Origin of the sequence: Streptococcus mitis, assembly GCF_000722765.2 — a bacterium.
GTDB lineage: Bacteria > Bacillota > Bacilli > Lactobacillales > Streptococcaceae > Streptococcus > Streptococcus mitis_AQ.
Map to the genome: position 1 here is coordinate 95,352 of NZ_CP028415.1, position 24,200 is coordinate 119,551.

Consider the following 24,200-nt stretch of genomic DNA (forward strand, 5'->3'; position numbering starts at 1 on the left):
AAACTCATACGTCTGTATGGGTTTTTTATATATAAATATAGTGAAAAACTATAGTTTGAATGATCAAAAAGTATTCAAATTCCTTGTATAAGAGGTTTTTAAATGTTAAAATAGGAGTGTTGGGTTTTTTGGTTTATCAATCATTTGTTGTTATAATGATATGATGTATTTAAGAAATCATACAATAAATAATAGTAAAGGACACTAAGAATGTTTATAAATAAGAAAGAAAAATTTTCCATTCGTAAGTTTAAAGACGGTCGTTCAGACTCAGTCAAAATCGGTACAGTCGGTCTGATTGTCGGTGCAGCCCTTGCAATGGCAGGACAACCCCATATTGCAGAAGCGGCGATGACAGAAAACAGCGACAATACAACAACGATATCTAATGATAAGGGGTCAGTAATTGTAGATACAGCTAATATTGCGAACCCAAATTTAGGTAAAAGTATTGATACTAATCCTACTGAAAATGGAACAAGTACAATTACTAAAACTGGAAAAGTAGATTACAAATACGTAACTGCTGAAGGGAACACTGTATTAGAAGAAAACAGAAACCAAAATTCTGGTGCTGATAAAACGATCGAAACACCATACGATGTATACGGTAAATCAGGAGAAGTTTTCAAAGGAACAACAGGTGGTGATGCTCAGGATAGCGATCTAAATGACGCTAAAGAAAATGGTAAGAAAGAAACTATCGAAAAAGATGGAAAAACTTACCACCTAATTGGAGAACCTAGGGTTGAAACTACTGGTGACGGTGCTGGAGTTTACTCTGATACCACTCTAGGTGATGTAACTGCGAAATTGACTCCAGAAGGATTAAGCAATGCAGAAGGTAAAATCACTTATGATACTGTAAAAGCTGGTGGAAAAGCTTGGATTGTTGAACAAACTGGAAAAGGAACATATGGTAAATATGTACAAGCTGATTCAGGTGCAATCACTTCTGATGCTAAGATGGTAGAAGCTTTCAAAGCTGGAGAAGCAGCAGCAAAAGTCTTCAATTCAGCTAACGTAACATCTGATGGTGGGATTAAAGAAGGAGACTATGTTTTCGTCCTTGAAAAAAATACCTATGTAACAGCTAATGCTGAGAGTTTCTCTTTAACAGCACAAATACAATTGTCATCTAGTGATAATGTAGCAGATGATAAAGATGGAACTGGGGCTACTTTAAATAGAACATATGCAATGGTACAAAACTTTAAAGCGGCTCCAGATACTGCAACAGGAGAAGCAAACAAAACTCTTGTAAAAAACTATCTTGCATATCTTCAAGAAAAAGGAATTGAAGATAACCTCCTTAATTTCAAACGATATATTTCTTTAGGGATGGCGGCAAAAACTGATGGTCCTCTGGCGGTTAAAGCTGATAATGGAGATCAAGTTGATGCTAAAGGAAGACCTACAACTGATATAACAGCTGATATAGCAAGCGTTACTGATACAGAAACAAGTACTTTAGAAGATAGTCCTAATTTTCTTATGAAATTTTCTGATCCTGCGCCGGAAGTTGCAGAGTACTCTTACCGTGATGAAATCACTCCTCTTCGTGCCTACCGTTTAGCAAGTGGTACTACAACAATCACTTACACTTATGCAGAAGAAAAAACTCGTGAAGTAGAGAAAAAAGGTTCTGTAGTAGTGAACTACCAAACAGCAGACGGAACAGTATTAAAAGCTCCATACACTGATACTCCTGAAACAGTAGCTGAAGTAGTAACTGAGAAATACTATGTTAATGCTGATGGACAAGATGTAATTGTAAGTAGCACTACAGCTTCTAAAAACGTACCTTACAACACTAAAGAAAATGCAGATGAAAAACCAGAAAAACTGACAGATGCACAAGGAAATGTTTACTACCTTAAAGCAGATGCTACTAAAACAGCTGTAAATGATGTAGAAAAAGACGCTCCAGCTGAAGAAGGTACAGTAGTAGAAGGTGTTACAAAAGTAACTTACATCTATGAAAAAGCTGGATCAGTCATCGTTAACTACAAAACTGAAGATGGAACTCCACTTACAGGTACAGTAGTTGGTGATGAAAGCAAAACTGTAGCTTCAGGCACTAAAGATGTTGATAACGGAAAACCAGGAACAGCTTATAACACTGCAAATAACGGAATGAAACCAGAACGTATTAAAACTGCAGAAGGAAAAGTTTACCAATTAGTTCCACAATCAACTGAAGGTGAAGAAACAGGCGAAGTTGTTGCGGGAGAAACGAAAGAAGTAACCTACGTTTATAGAGAAGTTAAAGGTAACGTAGTTGTTAAGTACGAAGATACTGAAGGTAACACACTTGCTGATGACGAACAAGATGAAACAGATGCTTCTCTAAATGTTAAATACGACACAGCTGACCACAAAAAAGAATCTATCACTAAAGATGGTGTTAAATACTATCTAACAGAGAAAGCTCTAAAAGATGGTTCTAAACCAGCAACAGGAGACGTAGTAGAAGGAACAACTACAGTAACTTACGTTTACGAAAAAGCTGGATCAGTAATCGTTAACTACCAAACAGAAGACGGAACACCATTAGTAGGAACTGCAGATGGAGCAAATGTTGAATCAGGTGCTAAAGATACAACTGATGCTAAAGCAGGAACTGACTACAACACTGCAGACAACGGATTGAAACCAAACCGTATCACAACTGCAGAAGGAAAAGTATACGAACTAGTACCAACAGCAACTAAAGGTGACGAAACTGGTAAAGTTGTTGCGGGAGAAACGAAAGAAGTAACCTACGTTTATAGAGAAGTTAAAGGTAACGTTGTTGTTAAGTATGAAGATACTGAAGGTAACGTAATCGCTGAAGACGAAAAAGACGAAACAGATGCTTCTCTAAACGTTAAATACAATACAGCAGATCACAAAAAAGATGAAATCACTAAAGATGGTGTTAAATATTACTTAACAGCTAAAGAACTTAAAGACGGTTCTAAACCAGCTGCTGGAGATGTTGTTGAAGGAACAACTACAGTAACTTACGTTTATGAAAGAGCAGGACAAGTAGTTGTTAACTACCAAACAGAAGACGGAACTCCACTAGTAGGTGTAGATGCAGCTGGTGCCAATGTAGCTTCAGGTGCTAAAGACACTGTAGATGGAAGACCTGGATCAGCATATGACACTTCTGATAACGGAATGAAACCAACTCGTATCACAACTGCAGAAGGAAAAGTATACGAATTAGTACCAGCATCAACTAGAGGTGACGAAACAGGTACAGTAGTAGCTGGACAAACTAAAGAAGTAACCTACGTTTATAAAGAAGTAACTGGTGACGTAGTCGTTCACTATGTTGACACAGAAGGTAACACAATCGCAGCTGATAAAGATGACCTTAAAGGTGCATCTCTAAGCGAGAGATATGATACTGCTGTTGATAATAAACCAGAAAAAATCACTGCAGAAAACGGAACTGTATACTACATTACAAAAGCTGGTCTTAAAGATGGTTCTAAACCAGAAACCGGAAACGTAGTAGAAGGTAAAACGGATGTAACTTATGTTTATGAAAAAGCTGGATCAGTCATCGTTAATTACCAAACAGAAGACGGAACTCCATTAGTAGGAACTGCAGATGGTAAAGATGTAGCTTCAGGTGTTAAAGACACTGATAATGGAAAACCAGGTTCTGAATACAACACTGCAGATAGCGGAATGAAACCAACTCGTATCACAACTGCAGAAGGAAAAGTATACGAATTAGTACCAGCATCAACTAAAGGTTCTGAAACAGGAACTGTAGAATCAGGTCAAACGAAAGAAGTAACCTACGTTTATAAAGAAGTTAAAGGTAATGTTGTTGTTCACTATACAGATGAAGCAGGAAACAAAATTGCTGAAGATGCTAAAGATACAACAGATGGATCAATTAGCACACCATATAACACTTCTGACAATGGAATGAAACCAGAACGTATCACTACTCCAGAAGGTAAAGTTTACCAACTCGTTCCAACAGCAACTAAAGGTGCTGAAAACGGTACAGTAGCAGAAGGAACTACTGAAGTAACCTACGTTTATAAAGAAGTAACTGGTGATGTAGTCGTTCACTACGTTGATACAGAAGGTAACGTCATTGCGGAAGATAAAGAAGATACGAAAGGTGCTTCTCTAAACGCTAAATACGATACAACTGACAACAAACCAGAGAAAATCGAAAAAGACGGAACTGTTTACTACTTAACAGAAAAAGCTGTTAAAGATGGTTCTAAACCAGAAAACGGAGACGTAGTAGAAGGTAAAACTGAAGTAACTTACGTTTACGAAAAAGCAGGACAAGTAGTCGTTCACTACACTGATGAAAAAGGTAATACGATTCAAGTAGATGCTGTTGATACCAAAGACGGCAAACCAAACGCTGACTACAACACTGCTGATAACGACATGAAACCAAACCGTATCACTACTCCAGAAGGAAAAGTGTACGAGTTAATCCCTCAATCAACTAAAGGTGATGAAACAGGTAAAGTTAAAGCTGGAGAAACAACAGAAGTAACTTACGTCTACAAAGAAATCACTGGTAATGTAGTCGTTCACTACGTTGACACAGATGGAAATACATTAGCTGCAGATACGAAAGATGTTGAAAATGGATCACTAAGTGAAAAATACGATACAACTGACAACAAACCAGCTAAACTTGAAAAAGATGGAACTGTTTACTACCTAACAGCTAAAGAATTGAAAGACGGTTCTAAACCAGAAAACGGTGCTGTTGTAGAAGGTACTACAGAAATCACTTACGTATACGAAAAAGCAGGACAAGTAGTCGTTCACTACGTAGACGAAGCTGGAAATACACTTCAAACAGACGCTGTTGATACCAAAGATGGTAAACCAGGAGCTAAATACGATACTTCTGATAAGGACATGAAACCGACTCGTATCACTACTCCAGAAGGAAAAGTGTTCGAATTAGTACCAGCATCAACTAAAGGTAATGAAACTGGAGATGTTGAAGCAGGTAAGACTACAGAAGTGACTTATGTTTACAAAGAAGTGAAAGGAAACGTAGTTGTTCACTATACTGATGAAGCAGGTAACACAATCGCAGAAGACGTTAAAGATACGACTGACGGATCAGTAAGCTCAGCATATGACACAAGTGACAACAAACCAGCAACTATCACTACAAAAGATGGTAAAGTATATGTACTTGTACCAACTTCAACTAAGGGTGAAGAATCTGGTAAAGTAACAGAAGGAACAACAGAAGTAACATACGTTTATAAAGAAGTAACTGGAGATGTAGTAGTTCACTATGTTGACACAGAAGGTAACGTAATTGCTGAAGATAAAGAAGATACTAAAGGTGCTTCTCTGAATGCTAAATACGATACAACTGACAACAAACCAGCAATCATCGAAAAAGACGGAACTGTTTATTACTTAACAGCTAAAGCTCTTAAAGACGACTCTAAACCTGAAACAGGAGACGTAGTAGAGGGTAAAACTGAAGTAACTTATGTTTACGAAAAAGCAGGACAAGTAGTCGTTCACTATGTAGATGAAGCTGGAAACACAATTCAAACTGACGCTGTTGATACAAAAGACGGTCAACCAGGAGCTGCTTACAACACTACTGATAATGATATGAAACCAACTCGTATTACAACTGCAGAAGGAAGAGTATACGAATTAGTACCAGCATCAACTAAAGGTAACGAAAACGGAAGTGTTGAAGCAGGTAAAACAACAGAAGTAACTTATGTCTACAAAGAAATTAAAGGAAACGTAGTAGTTCACTACACTGATGAAGCAGGTAACACAATCGCAGAAGACGTTAAAGATACTACAGACGGATCTATAAATTCAGCATATGACACAACTGATAACAAACTATCTACAATCACTACAAAAGATGGTAAGAAATACGTATTAGTACCAACTGCAACTAAAGGTGCCGAAACTGGTAAAGTAACAGAAGGAACAACAGAAGTAACTTACGTTTATAAAGAAGTCAAAGAAGGTTCTACAAATGGAGGCTCACTCACTCCATCTCAACCTGGTTCTCCAGCAAGACCTTCAACAAACCCAACAAATCCGGTGAAACCGACAGACCCAAGTCAACCAGAAACTCCAGTAGTTCCTGCAGACCCAAGTCAGCCAGCTAACCCAGCTAATCCAGCTGCCCCAGCTAACCCAGCTGCCCCAGCAACACCGGCTAACCCAGCGGGTCCAGCAACTCCAGCGATGCCATCGGCACCAGTAAATGGTGAAGCACCACAAGCTCCAGTAGCTTCATCAGAAGCTAAAGGACAAGCTGAACTTCCAAACACTGGTACAGAAGACAATGCTAGCCTAGCAGCACTTGGACTTTTAGGTGTCTTGAGTGGATTTGGACTTGTTGCTCGCAAGAAAAAAGAAGACTAATTCTCATTAGATTTTCTGACAAGAAAAAGGAGTAGGATATCATATCCGCTCCTTTTTTGTTAGTATACAAATAAATCTGATTTTATTACAGTTTATACTCTTCGAAAATCTCTTCAAACCACGTCAGCTCTATCTGCAACCTCAAAACAGTGTTTTGAGCAGCCTGCGGCTCGCTTCTTAGTTTGCTCTTTGATTTTCATTGAGTATTACAAAGACCTTTTAAGGATTTTAATTGCATTTTCTCCAGTCTTTCTTGTATAATGAATAAAAAAGGAGAAAAAAGGAAAAAGAATATTATGAAAAAGAAATGGATATTAGGGTTGGCTATGGCTCTGTCAGTAACCTGCTTGACTGCTTGTAGTTCAATTGCTTTACCAGATCCCTTAAAAAACTTTTTTGGTGGCTCTAAGGAGCAGGCTGAGACAAAGGCAGAAGACCTTTATAAGAGTGTTTTTGAGGATTATGAGGTTATCTTGTCTTCTGGTAAGAAACAGGCTCCAGATATCGAAGCCAAGCTTCACAAATCGGACCATATGATAAACTCATGGGTTATCGAAGCAGCTGCAGCAGATCCTTCAAAACAACGTTATACTTTCCTAGATTTAGATGGGGATGGCCAGTCTGAAATGTTAGTGGGTAGCCAAACCGCAGGGAAGAATTACTTCTTTACAGGTTTGTATTATCTCAAAGAAGGTCAACCAACCCTGCTAGCAGAGGGTTATGTAGCAGGGCATGGTGGTGCTCGTAGCTCGATGAAATTCTTTAAGACAGGTGAGGTCTTGGCTTTGACTTGGTCTTCTGGATCAGGTGAAGGGGAAGGAACTCTTTACAAACTAGAAGGTGCCAAGGGACCTACAAAAGTGGATAGCAAGTCTATCAAGATTACGGATAAGAAATTGCTTGAGAACTTTGGTAAATCAGAAGCTGACGAAGTTACGGCAGACAAGTTTACATGGGAAGAGTTTAAATTTACCCCAGCTAAGGAAGAAACGAGTGCTAGCTCTTCCTCTTCTTCTAAATCAGAAGCAAGTAGTAGCAGTACTAGCAGTTCATCGAGTGAAAGCAAGAAAGAAGTCAAGGAAACGACTCCTTCCAAAACAGAAGAAACCGGTCCTTGGACAGCTGATAAATCTGCTGCTTTAACAAGCTTTATGAAGAGTTGGGGTGATGAAATGGGTCAGCCTAACTATCAAAAAGGAATCGCAGCCGGTAACATTAGAGCCGACATGCTTTACTGGAAAGATGGTAGTAAACTAGATGCGGAATATTCAAAAACAGGTAGTGGTACTGCCAAATATCGCATTGTAGAGACCTACAGTAATTGGGATAACTATCCAACCGTTCACAATTACTTCTTTGCTATTACAGACACTGGCGAAGGAATCGTTTTCCACTCACCAACGACCAATGGTGACAAGATGTATCTCAATCCCACAGAAAACGTTGATTTGAGAAATAACTTTGCTAGTCTAGTAAAATAAATACAAAACAATCCTAGAAGATTTTTTCTGGGATTGTTTTTTGCTGAGGGAGATACTTCTAGTTGTCTGGCTTGACTTTCTTGATGGGAATTATATAATAGATGTAATAATTTTAATTACAACAAAAGGAGAAGCGTTTATGACCTATGAATACAAGAGTCACATTTATTTGGCAGAGGCAGTTTTAAATGTAAAGGATTTGGCAAGTCAAACCGCCTTTTATCAGCAAGTGCTTGGTTTAGAAATCTTATCTCAAACTGAGACAGAGACCGTTCTAGGCCTTGGTGGAAAAGTCTTGGTCCAGCTGAATCAAGCACAAGAGAGCGGAGAAGTAAGGGAACATTATGGCCTTTACCATCTGGCTATTCTCTTGCCGACACGCAAGGCTTTGGCTGATGTCTTGAAACATCTGACAGATTTACAGATTCCTCTTGTCGGCGGTGCAGACCATGGTTACAGTGAGGCCATTTACTTGGAGGATTTGGAGGGAAATGGTATTGAACTCTATCGAGATAAGCCGGTTTCCACATGGGATATTCGAGAAGACGGTCGTATTATAGGGGTCACTGAGACTCTTGCGGCACAGGACATTTATGAGTTGGGGGAAAGAGTAGAGCCTTTTATCCTAGCAGATGGTACGAGAATGGGGCATATCCATTTGTCCGTCAAGGATAGTCGAAAGTCCAGCCAGTTTTATCAAAAGGTGTTAGGACTAGAGGATAAATTCAGTGTACCTAGCGCTAGTTGGATTGCAGCTGGAGGCTACCATCATCATTTAGCAGTCAACGAATGGGGAGGAAAAGGCCTAGCTCCACGTAAGCAAGGCTTGCCAGGTTTGGCCTACTATGTCATCGAAGTCGCACATAAAGAAGAACTGTTAACGATTGCGCAACGAACACAAGAAGTGGCTGCACCAATCAAGTGGCTGACATCGAGCCAGCTGGAAATCACAGACCCAGACGGAATCGTAACCCGTATTCGTTTAGACAGGATATAATGACAATCAGAGGATCAATTGTAGAAAGTGCTCCCTATTCTAGTCAGATACGTAGAAAATTTATATGATAGTAAGGAACAAGGAGAAGAAAAACATGGACCATTGGATACCAGAAAATGATAGTGGGAGAGGTTTACCGTCCATCGGACCCAGAACTGAGAGCATTAGCTCAGGCTTCTTGCCAAAAACAGTCTATCTTTAACAAGGAAGAAGATCCCTTGAAGGGAGTCGAAATCATCAAGGCTTGATTTGGGTCAACAGGACAAAATCTTTATGTTAATCCACGCATGGTGGTCGATTATGGGGTCAATATCCATCTAGGGGAAAATTTTTATTCTAATTGGAACTTGACCATGCTGGATGTTTGTCCGATTCGCATCGGGGACAATGCTATGATTGGTCCCAATTGTCAGTTCTTGACTCCCCTCCATCCATTGGACCCGCAGGAACGTAATTCAGGTGTGGAATACGGCAAGCCTATTACCATCGGAGATAATTTCTGGGCTGGAGGAGGTGTCATTGTCCTTCCTGGAGTGACACTGGGCAATAATGTTGTTGCTGGGGCAGGGGCTGTAATCACCAAGTCCTTCGGCGACAACGTTGTCCTAGCTGGTAATCCTGCGCGTGTGATTAAGGAGATACCTGTGAAATAGAAGTAAAAAGGAACAGCGGAGGTTGTTTCTTTTTTGTAGATTTCATCATCTTTTACCCAGCCCACATTTACCTACTCTATCTCTTAGAAAGTCTGCTTCATTGATTAATTTAAAAGCATCTCGTAAGTGGGATGCTTTTTTGATACAGGAAGTACCAGTGTAGGAGAGAGTTTTTTTAGATTTACAAAAATTCATAATGGATAGCGAAATAGATATGACGACACTTTGAGATATTGTTATAAATCTTTTTTATGGTCATAATAGAAAATATATATTAGTCAAGCTAGAAGATTCGTAGTAGAATAATTAGCAAATAAAAGCAAAGGGGTTATTTTATGAAATTAGTTAATTTATGGTCAAAACTTTCACTCGGTTTGCAATTATTGCTAGCTTTGATTTTAGGTGTTATTTTTGCAGTAATCTGGCCACAATTTGCAGGTTTTTATCAATTTCTAGGACAAGCATTCATTAAATTAGTGAACATGGTCATTATTCCACTGATATTTCCAATTATAGTAGTTGCAGTGGCTAGTGTCATTGGAAAAAAATCGTTTGGTAAAATTTTAACGAAGACCTTACTCTACTTTTTTGCTGTTACAACTGCAATCACTTTGTTATTTGTATTCTCTAGTTACTATTTGGGATTTGGTCAAGGTGTGAATATTGGTCAAACTGGAGCTAATATCGACGGGATAGCTAATAATGTCCAATTGAGTGAGTTTTTACTTGGTTTTATTCCATCGAATATTGTGAAGTCAATTTCAGAAGGATCTCTTCTTCCAATTATTGTTTTTGCTATATTTCTTGGTTATGGAATTGGTAGTTTGAAAAGTGATAAAACCAAAAAAATTCTTGAAGGTTTCCAGATCTGGATTGAAGCTATTTATAAAATTGTAACTATTATTGTAAAATTATCTCCTATCGGAATCTTTGGCTTTATTGCAAAAGATGTCGCTAGTACAGGGATTGATAAGTTAGTTGGACTTGGTCAATTTGTTATCGGAACTTATTTGGCTTATGGAGTTCTCATTTTAGTTATTTTCCCTCTGATTGCCTCTATCTTTAAAGTTCCATATTTGACTGCTTTTCGTGAAAATTGGAGCCTCTTGACTCTAGCATTTATTTCAGGTAGTTCGAGTGTTGTGTTGCCGTCCCTATTGAAGGATTTAAAGAAACAGGGACATGATGAGAATACGATTGATTTGGTGGTTCCTTTAGGATATACCTTTAATCTAGAAGGAGCAGCTGTCTATTTTTCAGTAGCTACTATTTTTATCGCACATGCCTACGGTATCCAATTTTCATTATCAAGCCTCTTATTTACAGTTTTACTTTTGACCTTGATTGGGAAAACTGCAGCGACTGTTCCATCAGGAGCTATCGTAGTTTTGTTGGCAGCAGCACCCCAGCTTGGATTGCCAGTAGAAGGAGTAGCCTTGATTTTTGCAGTTGATTTCTTTGTAAATGCTGGTCGTACAATGATCAATGTTTTGGGTCAAATCTTAACGGTCAGTGTCATTGAAAAAACAGAAGGTTATAGTTTAGAGGAAGACAAGCAACATCAATTGTCAGTTAACTTTTCTTAAAGGAGATAGGACTTATGAGTAACGCAAAAGTTTATGTGATTCATGAAAATATTGAATGGACACAGCATTTAGTAAAATGGTTAGAAAAAATACAAGTACCTTATGAATTATGGGATTTATCGAGTGGGATATTAGATCTTCAAAGCCCACCTCCACAAGGAATTTTTTATAATAGGATGTCCGCATCTTCTCATACGAGAGGGCATCGCTATGCACCAGAGTTTACGGAGCAGGTGCTTACTTGGCTAGAGGCTCATGGACGTAAAGTAGTTAATGGAACGGGAGCCATCAATCTAGAAATCAGTAAGGTGAAACAATATTTGAAATTAAATGAATCTGGTATCGAGACTCCAGCAACAGTTGCTGTTTTGGGCCCAGAAAATATCATTGAAGCAGCAAGAAAATTGAATATCTATCCTTTGATTACCAAGCATAATAGAGCAGGAAAAGGATTAGGAGTGCAACTTTTCCAAAATGAAGAAGAACTAGAAGCTTATGTTAATAGTTCTGCTTTTGAACCTTCAGTAGATGGTATTACCTTGTTGCAGGCTTATATTAAACCAAGTGATGGTCGTATCCGTCGTTCAGAGTTTATCAATCAGAAGTTCCTTTATACTGTTTCAATTGATTCTTCAGATGGTTTCCAACTTTGTCCAGCAGATGGTTGTCAAATCAGTAAGAGACCAGAACAACTGGAAACTTCTGAAAAATTCCAAATTACAGACCCTCTACCAGAATCTCAAAAAGAAGCTTATGAAGACTTCCTTAAAAATGCTCATATTGATGTGGCAGCTATAGAATGGGTTCAATCAGAAAGCGGAGATATTTATGTGTATGATGTAAATACCAATACAAACTATAATCCTACAGCGGAACAGAATGCTAACATCTTTGCTCATCAACATCTGGCTGAATATTTAAAGAGGGAGTTAGAAACTCTTTATAGTGAATGATCATCTTGGAAGTTGATCTTTTAAAAATTTGATAATAACTTCTAGATAGAGTAAGACATAAATACTTTTCTTTCAAGGTAACAGTTATCAGCAACACCTACTAATATATAACGCCCCCTCTGCAGATTTTAATTACAGAGGGGTTACGTTTGTGATGTTTACTCTAATTCCTTATGATTTATGAAATCACTTAGTGTTGAGAATTCCAAGAATACTGATATTTTTTCTCCTCAGTTCCTCTGCTTCCTCCTTGACACTTGATCAGCTTTTGATACAATAGTACAAAATCAGAGGAGGTGGCTTATGATTCAGAAACATGCGATTCCCATTTTAGAGTTTGATAACAATCCTCAGGCGGTCATCATGCCCAATCACGAGGGTTTAGACTTAAAGTTACCAAAGAAGTGCATCTATGCATTTTTGGAAGAGGAGATTGACCGCTATGCGAGGGAAGTAGGGGCGGATTGTGTCGGCGAATTCGTTTCTGCTACCAAGACCTATCCAGTCTATGTCGTGAACTACAAAGGTGAGGAAATTTGTCTGGCTCAGGCTCCTGTGGGTTCCGCTCCAGCGGCCCAGTTTATGGATTGGTTGATTGGATATGGTGTGGAGCAGATTATTTCAACCGGTACCTGTGGTGTGCTGGCTGATATAGAAGAAAATGCCTTTCTAGTCCCTGTTCGGGCTTTACGAGATGAGGGTGCCAGTTACCACTATGTGGCCCCTTCTCGTTATATGGAAATTCAGCCTGAGGCTATTGCTGCCATTGAGCGAGTTTTGGAAGCCAGAGAGATTCCCTATGAAGAAGTCATGACCTGGACGACAGACGGTTTTTACCGAGAAACGGCTGAAAAGGTGGCTTATCGCAAGGAAGAAGGTTGTGCTGTTGTGGAGATGGAGTGTTCTGCACTTGCGGCAGTAGCCCAACTGCGTGGGGTCCTCTGGGGAGAGTTGTTGTTTACAGCTGATTCCTTAGCAGACTTGGACCAGTACGATAGTCGTGACTGGGGTTCAGAAGCTTTCGAGAATGCCTTGGAACTCTGCCTTGAGATAACTTCTCAGATATAGCTACTCTCCTACTTTTTATGGTACAATGGATGTATGTTATTCAAATTATTTGTGAAAAAAATTGAAAGAGCCTTGGGTGGACTTTCGCCCGCTCGTCGAATTTTTCTGAGTTTCGCTGGAGTTATTTTTATAGGTTCTCTCCTTTTAAGTTTTCCTGTTGTTCAGGCGAGTGGTTCGCAGGCTACTTATTTTGACCATCTTTTTACGACGGTGTCTATGGTCTGTGTGACTGGCCTTTTTACGCAACCAGTGGCTACTACCTATAATGTTTGGGGGCAGTTGATCTGTATGCTCTTGATACAGATCGGTGGTCTGGGGCTCATGACTTTTATCGGTATTTTTTATATCCAAGGCAAGCAAAAGCTTAGTCTGCGTAGTCGTGAAACTATTCAGGAGAGCTTCAGTTATGGGGAGACTCGGTCGCTGAAGGCCTTTATGCGATCTATCTTTTTGACGACTTTTCTGGTGGAGGGCTTGGGTGCCTTCCTGTTAAGTTTTCGTTTTATTCCTGAGTTTGGCTGGGGACGGGGTATTTTCACCTCCATCTTCTTAGCCATTTCAGCCTTTTGTAATGCTGGTTTTGATAATTTCGGCAGTAGCAGTTTAGTGGATTTTCAGACGGATCCCTTGATCAATCTGGTCATTGCTGGCTTGATTATCACGGGTGGTCTGGGCTTTATGGTCTGGTTTGACTTGGCAACCCAGTTTGACAAGAAGAAAAAACGCCGTCTGCGTTTCCACACCAAACTAGTCCTCTTCTTGACTGCAGGGATCTTGCTGTTTGGGACAGTATCCACACTCTTTACGGAGTGGCACAATTCTGGAACCATTGGAAATCTCAGTGTTCCAGAGAAAGTGCTGGTTAGCTTTTTCCAAACTGTCAGCATGAGAACAGCTGGCTTTGCCTCTATTGACTACACTCAAGCTCGGCCTGTAACCCTGTTTATCTATATCCTACAGATGTTTCTCGGTGGAGCACCTGGAGGGACGGCTGGGGGTCTTAAGATTACGACTTTCTTTGTCTTGTTGGTCTTTGCGCGTAGTGAATTGCTGGGCTTACCTCATGCTAATGTTGCGCAGAGAACCATTGAGGCTCGAACAGTCCAAAAATCCTTTAGTGTCTTCATTATCTTTTTGATGACCTTCTTGTTGGGCTTGATGTTGTTGGGAATTACGGCAGAAGGAACACCGCGATTTATCTACCTTATGTTTGAGACCATTTCAGCCCTTGCGACAGTTGGGGTAACGGCAAATCTGACACCAGAATTGGGCAAGCTAGCTCTTAGCATTGTCATGGTGCTCATGTTTATTGGCCGTATCGGTCCCTTGACCTTGCTGGTTAGTCTAGCGGATTACCAGCCTGATAAGAAAGATTTGATTCAGTATATGAAAGCAGATATTAGTATTGGATAAGAAAGGAAGAACGATGTCAGATCGTACGATTGGAATTTTAGGTTTGGGGATTTTTGGGAGTAGTGTCCTGACGGCCCTCGCCAAGCAAGATATGAATATCATTGCTATTGATGACCACGCTGAGCACATCAATCAATTTGAGCCTGTTTTGGCGCGTGGAGTTGTTGGAGATATCACAGATGAGGAACTCCTCAGAACTGCGGGAATTGATACCTGTGATACAGTTGTAGTGGCAACAGGGGAAAATCTGGAGTCGAGTGTACTTGCAGTTATGCATTGTAAGAGTCTAGGGGTGCCAAGGGTTATTGCCAAGGTTAAAAGCCAGACAGCCAAGAAGGTACTAGAAAAAATCGGTGCTGACTCGGTGATTTCACCAGAGTATGAAATGGGGCAGTCTCTAGCGCAGACCATTCTCTTTCATAACAATGTTGATGTCTTTCAGCTGGATAAAAATGTGTCTATCGTGGAGATGAAAATTCCGAGTGTTTGGGCAGGTCAAAGCCTGAGCCAGCTGGATCTACGTGGCAAATACAACCTCAATGTCCTAGGATTTCGTGAACAAGAAAATTCACCGCTGGATGTTCAATTTGGCCCTAATGATCTCTTGAGGGCAGATGCCTATATCTTGGCAGTAATAAATAACCAGTATCTAGATGACTTGGCAGAATTAAATTCGTAAGGAGGGGAATCCCCTCTTTTTTGATGTCCAAAATAGCAAATAGAGATAGCAACCCTTGTATTCTAATAAAAGTCCTTCAAATTCTGGACTTTATGGTAAAATAGAAAGAAGTGACAAGAGAGAGTAATACTCTTCGAAAATCTCTTCAAACCACGTAAACGTCGCCTTGCCGTAGGTATGGTTACTGACTTCGTCAGTTCTATCCACAACCTCAAAACAGTGTTTTGAGCTGACTTCGTCAGTCTTATCTACAACCTCAAAGCAGTGCTTTGAGCAACCTGCGGCTATCTTCCTAGTTTGCTCTTTGATTTTCATTGAGTATAAGAAAAAATCAGTCCCCTAAAGGAGTAGATCATGAAGTTATTGTCTATCGCCATCCCTAGCTATAATGCCTCTGCCTATCTTCACTACTGTGTGGAGTCGCTAGTGATTGGTGGTGAGCAAGTTGAGATTTTGATTATCAATGATGGGTCTCAGGACCAGACTCAGGAAATCGCTGAGCGTTTAGCCAGCAAGTATCCTAACATCGTTAGAGCCATCTATCAGGAAAATAAAGGCCATGGCGGTGCGGTCAATCGTGGCTTGGCGGAGGCTTCTGGACGCTATTTTAAAGTAGTGGATAGTGATGACTGGGTAGATCCTCGTGCCTATTTAAAAATTCTTGAAACCTTGCAGGAACTTGAGAGCAAGGGTCAAGAGGTTGACGCCTTTGTGACTAATTTTGTCTATGAAAAGGAAGGCCAGTCTCGTAAGAAGAGTATGAGTTATGAGTCAGTCTTGCCTGTCCAACAGATTTTTGGCTGGGATCAGATCGGAAATTTCTCCAAAGGCCAGTATATCATGATGCACTCGCTAATTTACCGGACAGATTTGTTGCGAGTGAGCCAGTTCCAATTGCCTGAGCATACTTTTTATGTCGATAATCTCTTTGTCTTTACCCCCCTTCAGCAGGTCAAGACCATGTACTATCTGCCTGTCGATTTCTATCGTTACTTGATTGGGCGTGAGGACCAGTCTGTCAATGAGCAAGTGATGATTAAGCGCATTGACCAGCAACTCAAGGTCAATCGACTCTTGGTAGACCAGCTTGATTTATCTAAAGTAAGCCACCCCAAAATGCGAGAATATCTGCTGAATCACATTGAAATCACGACGGTGATTTCCAGTGCCCTGCTTAACCGAGCAGGCACAGCAGAGCATCTTACCAAAAAACGGGAGCTGTGGACCTATATTCAGCAGGAAAACCCAGAGGTCTTTCAGGCTATTCGGAAGACCATGTTGAGCCGTTTGACCAAACATTCAGTCTTGCCAGCCCGCAAACTTTCCAATGTCGTTTATCAAATCACCAAATCTGTTTATGGATTTAATTAATATAAGTATTTTATAAGAGGGATTTAAGAAAAATTTTAACTTTTTCTTAATCCTTTTTAATTTTAGGAGATTATACTAGAGTCATCAAATAAAGAAAAACTCTAAGGAGAATCCTATGAAATTCAATCCAAATCAAAGATATACTCGTTGGTCTATCCGCCGTCTTAGTGTCGGTGTTGCCTCAGTTGTTGTGGCTAGTGGCTTCTTTATCCTAGTTGGTCAACCAAGTTCTGTACGTGCCGATGTGGTCAATCCGACCCCTGCCCAAGTCGTGCCAGACGCTGCTTCGGTGAGTGAAAAGAGCGACTTACCAGCAGAGGTTCTCAAGAAAGCAGTTGATGTAGCTCTTCCTTCAGAACAGGTAGACTCAACACCTAAAGCAAGTTTGGATGCTACAAGCTCTCTAGAAAAAGTGAATGTAGTTGATAAAGACCAAGTGGTAGCTCCAAAAGAAGAAGTACAAGCAAAACCAGAATCTAAGAAAGAAACAGAGGATGCGGTTAAACCTGCGACAAATCCTGCGCCTACAGTTTCTGGACAAGATCGTGAAGCAAATGAAGCGCAACCAGCAACCACTCTAGCTGAAGTGCAAAAAGGCGTGGCTGACAATACTAAAGATACAGTAGACGTTCCAGCAACTTACTTGGATAAAGCCAATTTCCCAGGTCCATTCACAGCCGGTGTTAACCAAGTCATTCCTTACGAATTCTTCGCCGGTGATGGTATGTTGACTCGTCTTATCTTGAAAGCCTCAGATAAGGCTCCATGGTCAGACAATGGTTCAGCAAAAAACCCCGCTCTTCCACCAGTAGAAAACTTGGGCAAAGGCCTTTACTTCTACGAAGTGGACTTGGCCGACACTCAAGGTAAATCTGATAAAGAGCTACTTGACCTCTTGAAACAAAATGGCACTCAAAGCTATAAAGCTACCATCAAGGTGTACGGTGCCAAAGACGGCAAGGCTGATTTGAGCAACCTCGTAGCGACTAAGGATTTGGATGTCAATTTGAATGGCTTAACTACTCCATCTGAAGTGCAAAAAGGCGTAGCCGACAACACTAAAGACACAGTGGACGTTCCAGCAACTTACTTGGATAAAGCCAACTTCCCAGGTCCATTCACAGCTGGTGTCAACCAAGTTATTCCATACGAATTCTTCGCTGGTGACGGTATGTTGACTCGCCTTATCTTGAAAGCCTCAGACAAGGCTCCATGGTCAGACAACGGTTCAGCTAAAAATCCCGCTCTTCCACCAGTAGAAAAATTGGGCAAAGGCCTCTACTTCTATGAAGTGGACTTGGCAGGCACCCAAGGCAAATCTGACAAAGAGCTTCTAGACCTCTTGAAACAAAACGGAACTCAAAGTTATAAAGCTACTATCAAGGTGTACGGTGCTAAAGATGGTAAAGCAGACTTGAACAATCTCGTAGCTACTAAAGAATTGGATGTCAACTTGAATGGCTTAACTACTCCAGCTGAAGTCCAAAAAGGCGTGGCTGACAATACTAAAGACACAGTTGATGTTCCGGCTAGCTACCTTGATAAAGCCAACTTCCCAGGCCCATTCACAGCCGGTGTTAACCAAGTTATCCCATATGAATTCTTTGCCGGAGATGGTATGTTAACTCGCCTTATCTTGAAAGCATCCGACAAGGCTCCATGGTCAGACAACGGTTCAGCCAAAAATCCTGCTCTCCCACCAGTAGAGAAATTGGGCAAAGGTCTCTACTTCTACGAAGTGGACTTGGCAGGTACTCAAGGAAAATCTGATAAAGAGCTTCTAGATCTCTTGAAACAAAACGGCACTCAAAGCTATAAAGCTACTATCAAGGTTTACGGTGCTAAAGATGGCAAGGCCGATTTGAGCAATCTCGTAGCGACTAAGGATTTGACAGTGAACTTGAATGGACATCAGTCTCTGATTCCGATGCAGTCAGGTTTCGTCCCATCTTCTAATGGTTCAGCAATGCCTGCTCCAATGATGAATAGTCATCAAGATGCGTCTAAGATGAACGCTCAAATGCCTAGTGCCAATCAAGACGATATGAAATCTAAAATGCCAGCTGCTAGTCAGGATAAGATGATGCCTAGCAAAGAGCAGGACAAAACTATGAATGCTAGCCAGCCAATGGCAACACCAAACATGAAACAAGATCAAGCTCCAGCAGCTTCAAGCAAAATGTCTGATGAAGGCAAGATGGCATCTACTAACAAGGTATCAAGTCCAATGATGGCTGATCAAATGAAAGACCAAAAAGACATGCTTCCATATACTGGTGAAGCCCAAACATCAATGGCTACTCTTGGATTCTTTGGATTAGCTTTGGCCGGCCTGCTAGGTGGACTCGGTTTGAAAGCTAAAAAAGAAGAAAATGACTAGTCTAGCTACAGACTTTCTATCTAGGATATGAAAAATCCAGATATCGTTTAGAATGTTCGTAAAGAGATTAAAATAGTGTTATACTATTGTGGTATAGCACTGTTTTTATCAAAGGAGAGATAGATGGGAAAGACAATTTTGCTCGTCGATGACGAGGTGGAAATCACAGATATTCATCAACGTTACCTGGTTCAGGCAGGGTATCAGGTTTTGGTGGCCCATGATGGAGTAGAGGCCTTAGAAATCTTCAAGCGAAAACCGATTGATTTGATTATTACAGACATCATGATGCCTCGGATGGATGGTTATGATTTAATCAGTGAGGTCCAATACTTATTGCCAGAGCAGCCTTTTCTCTTTATCACGGCTAAGACCAGTGAGCAGGACAAGATTTACGGTCTAAGTTTGGGGGCAGATGACTTTATTGCCAAGCCCTTTAGCCCTCGTGAGCTGGTTTTGCGCGTCCACAATATCTTGCGTCGCCTTCATCGTGGAGGTGAGACAGAAGTCGTCAGTCTCGGGGATTTACGGATGAATCACGGTAGTCATGAGGTCCAAGTCGGAGATGTGGCGCTTGATTTGACAGTCAAATCCTTCGAACTTCTATGGCTTCTAGCCAGCAATCCAGAGCGAGTTTTTTCTAAAACAGACCTCTATGAAAAAGTCTGGCAGGAAGATTATGTGGATGATACCAATACCTTGAATGTTCATATCCATGCTCTGCGACAGGAGTTGGCTAAACATGCTAGTTCAGAAACACCCACCATCAAAACCGTCTGGGGCTTGGGCTATAAAATTGAGAAAGCACGAGGTAGTCAATGAAATTAAAAAGTTACATTTTAGTGGGGTATGTCATTTCAACACTCCTAACGATTATCGTGGTTTTTTGGGCCATCCAGCGAATGCTAATTGAAGAAAGAGAAATTTATTTCCTAGTGGGTATGACTCTCGTGGCTAGTTTTATCGGTGCTGGGATTAGTCTCTTTCTCCTATCGCCGGTCTTTACTTCATTGGCCAAACTCAAGGAACATGCCAAGCGGGTAGCGGACAAGGACTTTTCATCAAATCTGGAGGTTCAAGGACCTGTAGAATTTCAGCAGTTAGGGCAAGCTTTCAATGAAATGTCCCATGATTTGCAGGCCACCTTTGATTCCTTGGAAGAAAGCGAACGAGAAAAGGGCTTGATGATTGCTCAACTTTCGCATGATATCAAGACCCCCATTACTTCGATTCAAGCGACGGTAGAAGGGATTTTGGATGGGGTTATCAAGGAAGGAGAACAGGACCATTATCTAGCAACCATTGGACGCCAGACAGAAAGACTCAATAAACTGGTTGAAGAGTTGAATTTTTTGACTCTAAATACAGCTAGGAATCAGGTGGAAACGACTAGCAAAGACAGTATTTTTCTAGACCAGCTCTTGATTGAGTGCATGAGTGAATTTCAGTTCTTGATTGAGCAGGAAGAGCGAGATGTCCATTTGCAGGTAATTCCAGAGTCTGCCCGGATTGAGGGAGATTATGCCAAACTTTCTCGTATCTTGGTGAATCTGGTCAATAACGCTTTTAAATACTCAGCTCCAGGGACCAAGTTGGAAGTGGTAGCTAAGCTGGAAAATAACCAGCTCTCAATCAGTGTGACCGATGAGGGACAGGGGATTGCCCCAGAGGATTTGGAGAATATTTTCAAACGCCTTTATCGTGTAGAAACTTCGCGTAACATGAAAACAGGTGGTCATGGCTTAGGGCTTGCGATTGCGCGTGAATTGGCCCATCAATTGGGTGGAGAAATCACAGTCAGTAGCCAGTACGGCCTAGGAAGCACCTTTACCCTCCTTCTTAACCTCTCTGGCAATGAAAATAAAGCTTAAAACCCCTTTACAAATCTAGCCATTCATGGTAAAATGGATTTTGTGTGAAATATCAGCAGGAAAGCATGAAGCTCGTCAACAGGTGTCTTATGATAAGTAACCTTGGCTGTTTAGGCGAAGGGCATCTGCACGAATCAGGGCTTTCTAAGTGACTATTTCCACCGAAATATTATTTATATCAGGAGGACATTCACATGTCACGTTATACAGGACCATCTTGGAAACAAGCTCGTCGCCTTGGCCTTTCACTTACAGGTACAGGTAAAGAATTGGCACGTCGTAACTACGTACCAGGACAACACGGACCAAACAACCGTTCTAAATTGTCAGAATACGGTTTGCAATTGGCTGAAAAACAAAAACTTCGTTTCACTTACGGTGTAGGTGAAAAACAATTCCGTAACTTGTTCGTACAAGCTACAAAAATCAAAGGCGGAATCCTAGGTTTCAACTTCATGCTTCTTTTGGAACGTCGTTTGGATAACGTTGTTTACCGTCTTGGTCTTGCGACTACTCGTCGTCAAGCTCGTCAATTCGTAAACCACGGTCACATCCTTGTTGACGGAAAACGTGTTGATATCCCATCATACCGCGTAACTCCAGGTCAAGTGATCTCAGTTCGTGAGAAATCATTGAAAGTTCCAGCAATCCTTGAAGCAGTAGAAGCTACTCTTGGACGTCCAGCATTCGTATCATTCGACGCTGAAAAATTGGAAGGTTCATTGACTCGCTTGCCAGAACGCGACGAAATCAACCCAGAAATCAACGAAGCACTTGTCGTTGAATTCTACAACAAAATGCTTTAATTTTAAGATATATCTTACAGAAAGCCTACAACAGTGGGCTTTTTGCTTTGTCTTAAAATGTTGATTTCTGGGTTTGTCCCCCTTTTTGTCCCCCTTCACAAAGAACTAACAGCTTTCTCATAAAATGAGACGGCTGTTTTTGCTTTTTCTTTGGAGAGATGACTGTAAGTGTCCATAGTCATAGCTAATGTAGAATGACCTAGACGGTGTTGTAATTCTTTATATGGTATTCCAGAGTTTAGCAAGAGACTAGAGTGTGTGTGTCTAAAACCATGGAATCCAATATTAGATACACCAGCATGTTTGAAACGTGTGTTTAAACGAGTGGCTAGTGTTTTATTGTTTGGGTATTGAGGAAATAAGAAAAGTTTAAGTCTGTTATTTTAAATTTGATGTTTACAAAATGATAAGCAGATAAGCAAAGTAATAACTTGCTTTAGTTGCTCGCAGAATAACAAGGAGATAGGATAGATAAAAATGTCTCTTAATTCCTTACCAAATGGTATGGAGAATGGACTTGAACCAAGAGCGAACGCCGAGAAAATGCAAAAAAGCACTTAGAAAAATCTAAGCGCTCAAGAGTAGTGGACGGTGTGCCTGTCCCGTCATCTCATACTATGAAGTTGCGTAGCGACACTATCATTTCTACCTCACTTCTCTTTAAACTAATTATATCATAAAGGAGTAGTAGCTTGACCACTGACGAAGTAGAAAAGAAGCTAAAAAGCTAAAAAGCTATTGTAATGGTGTCTTGTGGATTGAATATTAGAATAGGAAAGTTTATAATGAAGTTAAAGTAAAGGAGGTTTCGTTCTAGATATGATGATACCACCAAGCAAAGAGCTGTTGATTTTTTATAATCAAATTCATGAGTGGGTTGACCAAGTTTATCCAGACCAGGATAAACCTACTGTATCATTTAAGAAAGACACTCCACAATCTATTTTAGATTTATTTGATAGTATTAAATCTAAAATAGGTTTTGATTACCAAGAACATAAGTATTAAAATAATAATTATGGATAAGTTAAACACGAAAAATAAGATAATTGATGTTTATAAAATAGCGCATCGTCTTGTTTCTATTACTGTTGAGAATCCTGATTTTTCAGATTTGAAAATCAATCATTTTGTGAGAATTGGAGAAAAAGAGTATAGGGTGCATAGTGTCCCTATGATTCATTCAATTCCATTTAGTGTAGATACTTTTACAATTGACTACACAGAGGACGACTTGATGAATAAAGTGGCGGTATTTACGCATAGGGAAGTATTTAAAGATGATTAAAATTTCAATCAGTTTGTTGCTAGATGTGATTGAAGATAACATAAACGACGAAGAGCTTCAATCTATCGATTTCGAGAGCCATATTAGAAAAATTACAAAAGAATTTCAGGGAGAAAATGGTGAATTCTTAGTAAAAGAAGAAGCGTTTGAAATACTCCCTTTGGACAGAGATAAAAAGGATAAAATCATTGAGCAAATAAAGCAAAATAGTCAAAATGTTTTCGAAGACGATTTCGATACCTTGTTGCAATTATATTTTTGAGAGTCAAGAATAATTCCAGTGCTTTATTTTACACTAAATAGAAAATGACAAAGATTGATAAACAAATTATTACGATGTACAAAATAGAAGATGGAGCCTTTAAGAGGCAGTATTCTATTGTGAGCGGAAGTTGTAAAGGTATTGCAACTATCGATAAAACTACTTTGGAATATAGCTATGTTGGAGATGATTTAGGACAATTTACTTCGTTTGTAAAAGATACTTTAAGTAAAAGTATTAAGTTAGGAAAAGAATTGCCAGATAAGTTTTCGTATGGCTTTGGATAAGTTGCGGAATATTTTATATAGGAGAATCAAGATATATTATGGCGATATTAGATGATTTACGAGCATTGTATGACAATGGTTGGGACGCTTCTTTTGATTATAATGGTCAAGTATGTGGTATTTTTCCTAATTCTGTTTATGACATTGTCGTCGTACTTGGAGATAATAAATTTAAAGTGTCATCTTTTGATGAGTTAATTTCTTTACAGATTAAAGGGAAAACTTTGCTGGAAATCATGAGTGAGGTTGAAGTACAATATGGTTGAAGGACACTAGAGAAAAAGATAGACAATAAATTCAGATACACAGATTGAAAGTTGAGAAAAAAGTGCTATAATGAAGATATGAAGGATAGAGGTTGAGAATCTGTCACCAACGCGCCACTTATAGTGGGTCGAGAAATGCAGGAGCCCCGACAGTCCTGCCTATCCTTGCAAATAAATCAGCCCTTAGAGACTAATCTAAGGGTTTTTTGACTGGTTGATTTTATCAGTAATTTCAATTTCCTTGATTTCATTTTCAAAGAGTTTAATCCATCTGGTTCCAGAATTAACGGATAACCCATCAAGTTCTTCATCATAGACATCTTTGTCTTCGTAAAGAGCTACGCCTTTAAATATTTGGCCGTCAATATCGGTGATTCTGACAACCTTGTTATTAAATTCTTTAAGTTCCATCATTCTCTCCTTTCGTGGTACTATAG

General features: G+C 40.0%; 20 protein-coding genes and 2 pseudogenes. 19 read left to right on the forward strand and 3 right to left on the reverse strand.

Annotated elements, in window-relative coordinates:
• Positions 1 to 210 precede the first annotated feature (210 nt).
• From SK637_RS00455 to SK637_RS00500, 9 genes and pseudogenes are all read left to right on the forward strand, one after another.
• The gene (locus SK637_RS00455) at positions 211 to 6,402 is read left to right on the forward strand and encodes a MucBP domain-containing protein (RefSeq protein ID WP_033687928.1); all 6,192 of its coding nucleotides are present in this window, start codon (positions 211 to 213) and stop codon (positions 6,400 to 6,402) included.
• A 296-nt stretch (positions 6,403 to 6,698) separates the two neighbouring features.
• Positions 6,699 to 7,883 carry a DUF4767 domain-containing protein gene (locus SK637_RS00465; RefSeq protein ID WP_033687929.1) on the forward strand — a complete coding sequence of 395 codons (1,185 nt, stop codon included), beginning with the start codon at positions 6,699 to 6,701 and terminating at the stop codon, positions 7,881 to 7,883.
• Between the two features lie 139 nt (positions 7,884 to 8,022).
• A complete protein-coding gene (locus tag SK637_RS00470) occupies positions 8,023 to 8,880 on the forward strand; it encodes a VOC family protein (protein WP_033687930.1) in 858 nt (285 codons plus the stop codon).
• Positions 8,881 to 8,996: 116 nt separating this feature from the next.
• Positions 8,997 to 9,533: pseudogene (locus tag SK637_RS00475) on the forward strand (sugar O-acetyltransferase).
• Between the two features lie 335 nt (positions 9,534 to 9,868).
• Positions 9,869 to 11,119 (forward strand): dicarboxylate/amino acid:cation symporter, encoded by a 1,251-nt coding sequence (locus SK637_RS00480; RefSeq protein ID WP_033687931.1) that lies wholly within the window; start codon positions 9,869 to 9,871, stop codon positions 11,117 to 11,119.
• A gap of 14 nt (positions 11,120 to 11,133) precedes the next feature.
• Positions 11,134 to 12,072, forward strand: a complete 939-nt coding sequence (locus tag SK637_RS00485) for an ATP-grasp domain-containing protein (RefSeq protein ID WP_033687933.1) — start codon at positions 11,134 to 11,136, stop codon at positions 12,070 to 12,072.
• Between the two features lie 303 nt (positions 12,073 to 12,375).
• A complete protein-coding gene (locus tag SK637_RS00490) occupies positions 12,376 to 13,140 on the forward strand; it encodes a nucleoside phosphorylase (RefSeq protein ID WP_033687935.1) in 765 nt (254 codons plus the stop codon).
• Between the two features lie 33 nt (positions 13,141 to 13,173).
• Positions 13,174 to 14,553 carry a TrkH family potassium uptake protein gene (locus SK637_RS00495; RefSeq protein ID WP_033687936.1) on the forward strand — a complete coding sequence of 460 codons (1,380 nt, stop codon included), beginning with the start codon at positions 13,174 to 13,176 and terminating at the stop codon, positions 14,551 to 14,553.
• A gap of 13 nt (positions 14,554 to 14,566) precedes the next feature.
• Positions 14,567 to 15,232: a potassium channel family protein gene (locus SK637_RS00500; RefSeq protein ID WP_023944046.1), complete on the forward strand. Its 666-nt coding sequence runs from the start codon at positions 14,567 to 14,569 to the stop codon at positions 15,230 to 15,232.
• 90 nt (positions 15,233 to 15,322) lie between these two features.
• Here the strand turns inward: SK637_RS00500 and SK637_RS10005 are convergent, their stop codons facing one another.
• A complete protein-coding gene (locus SK637_RS10005) occupies positions 15,323 to 15,547 on the reverse strand; it encodes a hypothetical protein (protein WP_033687938.1) in 225 nt (74 codons plus the stop codon).
• Positions 15,548 to 15,586: 39 nt separating this feature from the next.
• On the opposite strand from SK637_RS10005, the gene SK637_RS00515 reads away from it, so the two are divergent.
• The 5 genes from SK637_RS00515 to rpsD all read left to right on the forward strand — a co-directional run bounded on the left by SK637_RS00515 (position 15,587) and on the right by rpsD (position 21,660).
• Positions 15,587 to 16,603 (forward strand): glycosyltransferase family 2 protein, encoded by a 1,017-nt coding sequence (locus SK637_RS00515; protein WP_033687939.1) that lies wholly within the window; start codon positions 15,587 to 15,589, stop codon positions 16,601 to 16,603.
• Between the two features lie 115 nt (positions 16,604 to 16,718).
• Positions 16,719 to 18,983, forward strand: a complete 2,265-nt coding sequence (locus SK637_RS00520; protein WP_033687941.1) for an SSURE domain-containing protein — start codon at positions 16,719 to 16,721, stop codon at positions 18,981 to 18,983.
• Positions 18,984 to 19,106: 123 nt separating this feature from the next.
• Complete coding sequence (locus tag SK637_RS00525; protein WP_033687943.1) at positions 19,107 to 19,805, forward strand: response regulator transcription factor; 699 nt, start codon at positions 19,107 to 19,109, stop codon at positions 19,803 to 19,805.
• Positions 19,802 to 20,854, forward strand: a complete 1,053-nt coding sequence (locus SK637_RS00530; RefSeq protein WP_033687945.1) for a sensor histidine kinase — start codon at positions 19,802 to 19,804, stop codon at positions 20,852 to 20,854. Before SK637_RS00525 ends, SK637_RS00530 begins: the two co-directional genes overlap by 4 nt.
• Positions 20,855 to 21,048: 194 nt before the next feature.
• Positions 21,049 to 21,660, forward strand: coding sequence for a 30S ribosomal protein S4 (rpsD, locus tag SK637_RS00535; protein ID WP_000092756.1), 612 nt, complete (start codon positions 21,049 to 21,051; stop codon positions 21,658 to 21,660).
• Between the two features lie 95 nt (positions 21,661 to 21,755).
• Here rpsD and SK637_RS00540 read toward each other — a convergent pair.
• Positions 21,756 to 22,013, reverse strand: a pseudogene (locus SK637_RS00540) (tyrosine-type recombinase/integrase); the annotation flags it as partial.
• Positions 22,014 to 22,479: 466 nt separating this feature from the next.
• Here SK637_RS00540 and SK637_RS00545 point away from each other — a divergent pair.
• From SK637_RS00545 to SK637_RS00565, 5 genes are read left to right on the forward strand one after another with little or no spacing between them, the layout of a single operon-like run.
• Positions 22,480 to 22,668 (forward strand): hypothetical protein, encoded by a 189-nt coding sequence (locus SK637_RS00545; RefSeq protein ID WP_080710438.1) that lies wholly within the window; start codon positions 22,480 to 22,482, stop codon positions 22,666 to 22,668.
• Positions 22,669 to 22,678: 10 nt separating this feature from the next.
• The gene (locus SK637_RS00550) at positions 22,679 to 22,948 is read left to right on the forward strand and encodes a hypothetical protein (protein WP_033687949.1); all 270 of its coding nucleotides are present in this window, start codon (positions 22,679 to 22,681) and stop codon (positions 22,946 to 22,948) included.
• Positions 22,941 to 23,210: a hypothetical protein gene (locus tag SK637_RS00555; protein WP_033687950.1), complete on the forward strand. Its 270-nt coding sequence runs from the start codon at positions 22,941 to 22,943 to the stop codon at positions 23,208 to 23,210. Before SK637_RS00550 ends, SK637_RS00555 begins: the two co-directional genes overlap by 8 nt.
• A gap of 44 nt (positions 23,211 to 23,254) precedes the next feature.
• Positions 23,255 to 23,497: a hypothetical protein gene (locus SK637_RS09820; RefSeq protein WP_033687951.1), complete on the forward strand. Its 243-nt coding sequence runs from the start codon at positions 23,255 to 23,257 to the stop codon at positions 23,495 to 23,497.
• 38 nt (positions 23,498 to 23,535) lie between these two features.
• Positions 23,536 to 23,763: a hypothetical protein gene (locus SK637_RS00565; RefSeq protein WP_033687953.1), complete on the forward strand. Its 228-nt coding sequence runs from the start codon at positions 23,536 to 23,538 to the stop codon at positions 23,761 to 23,763.
• A gap of 195 nt (positions 23,764 to 23,958) precedes the next feature.
• Here SK637_RS00565 and SK637_RS00570 read toward each other — a convergent pair whose 3' ends face one another.
• Positions 23,959 to 24,174, reverse strand: coding sequence for a hypothetical protein (locus SK637_RS00570; protein ID WP_033687956.1), 216 nt, complete (start codon positions 24,172 to 24,174; stop codon positions 23,959 to 23,961).
• Positions 24,175 to 24,200: the final 26 nt, after the last annotated feature.